1 protein-coding gene is annotated in these 1,330 nt (G+C 70.0%); it reads right to left on the bottom strand.

From position 1 onward, the window contains the following. Window positions 1–1,134 (bottom strand): acyl-CoA dehydrogenase family protein (locus G6021_RS13540; protein ID WP_182641510.1); only part of this gene is annotated, 1,134 nt, incomplete at its 3' end. Between the last annotated feature and the right edge of the window lie 196 nt (window positions 1,135–1,330).

Here is a 1,330-nt window from a genome sequence, read left to right as displayed (position 1 = left end):
GATCTGGTTGGTGCCCTCGTAGATCTGGGTGATCTTGGCGTCGCGCATCATGCGCTCGACCGGGAAGTCGCGGGTGTAGCCCGCGCCGCCGAAGAGCTGCACGGCGTTGGTGGTGACCTCCATCGCGACGTCCGAGGCGAACGTCTTGGACGCCGCGGCCATGAAGCCCAGCTTCTGCCCACCCGGCGCGCTGCCGCGCTCGGCGTTGGCGGCGGCCGTGTACACCATGAGACGGGAGGCCTGGACCTTCATCGCCATGTCGGCGAGCATGAACTGGGTGTTCTGGAAGTCCGAGATCGCCTTGCCGAACTGCTTGCGCTCCTTGGTGTAGGCGATCGCCGCGTCGAGCGCACCCTGGGCGAGGCCCACGGCCTGGGCGCCGATGGTCGGGCGGGTGTGGTCCAGGGTCTGCAGCGCGGTCTTGAAGCCGGTGCCCGGCTCGCCGATGATCCGATCACCCGGGATGCGGACGTTCTCGAAGTACAGCTCCGCTGTGGGCGAACCCTTGATGCCCAGCTTCTTCTCGGTCTTCGAGACGCCGAAGCCCTCGTCGTCGGCGTGCACCATGAACGCGGAGATGCCGCCGGCGCCCTTCTCGGGGTCCGTCACGGCCATGACGGTGTACCAGGTGGACTTGCCGCCGTTGGTGATCCACGCCTTGCCGCCGTTGAGGATCCAGTCGTCGCCGTCCTGGCGGGCGCGGGTGCGCATGGCCGCGGCGTCGGACCCGGCCTCGCGCTCCGACAGGGCGTACGAGGCCATCGCGCCCTCGGCGATCCCGGGCAGGACCTGCTGCTTGAGGTCCTCACCTCCGGCCAGGATCAGGCCCATCGTGCCGAGCTTGTTCACGGCCGGGATCAGCGAGGACGAACCGCACACGCGGGCGACCTCCTCGATGACGATGCACGCCGCGACAGAGTCCGCGCCCTGCCCGCCGTACTCCTCCGGCACGTGGACCGCATTGAAGCCCGAGGCGTTGAGCGCGTCGAGCGCCTCCTGCGGGAACCGCTCGTTCTCGTCGACGTCCGCGGCGTGCGGCTCGATCTCCTTCTCGGAGAGGGCACGGATCGCCGCGCGGAGCTCCTCGTGCTCCTCCGCGGGCTGGTACAGGTCGAAGTCGGGGTTACCGGACATGTGCGGTCCTCCAAGAGGGAATCGTCGGTGCTGATCGCGCGGCGGACACCGTCCGGGGCACCTCCCGGCGATGCCGACGACGCACCTTCACCGTCGATATCGCCGCGGGGTCTGACGTGCCGCGCCCGGCCATCCAAGTTACCAGTCGGGCACCGCCCGCCCCGCCCGGGCGGCGGGCCTCCCGGGCGGGGCGGAC

The sequence above is a fragment of the Dietzia sp. CW19 genome (assembly GCF_014145265.1).
GTDB lineage: Bacteria > Actinomycetota > Actinomycetes > Mycobacteriales > Mycobacteriaceae > Dietzia > Dietzia natronolimnaea.
This window is presented reverse-complemented; position numbering and strand designations above follow the sequence as displayed.